The organism is Phormidium sp. CCY1219 (assembly GCF_055795085.1).
The window spans coordinates 1-227 of record NZ_JAYFEQ010000589.1; the positions used below are offsets into that span (position 1 = coordinate 1).

Here is a 227-nt window from a genome sequence, read left to right on the forward strand (position 1 = left end):
TGCGTAAGGCGCGGGCTTTGGATTTCTTCCCTAGTTTTTGGGCTAATTCATGCCGTTGTTCTGGATTCAGAGATTTTTCTCCATCTACTCCGGCTGTCTTTTTACCCTGATTATATTGGGTTACTTTCCTTACCGCCAAGAGCTTCGCGAAATAGGACTTACTTAGGAGTCTTTGAAGATGCCTTGCTTTCTTGGACTGTCCAGACCGTTCAGCTTTGTAAATTGAT

1 protein-coding gene is annotated in these 227 nt (G+C 44.1%); it reads right to left on the reverse strand.

The annotated features are described in order from the left end of the window. Nucleotides 1-227: reverse transcriptase N-terminal domain-containing protein (locus AC0QH1_RS16660; RefSeq protein WP_324632344.1), on the reverse strand; the 227-nt coding region annotated here is incomplete at both ends.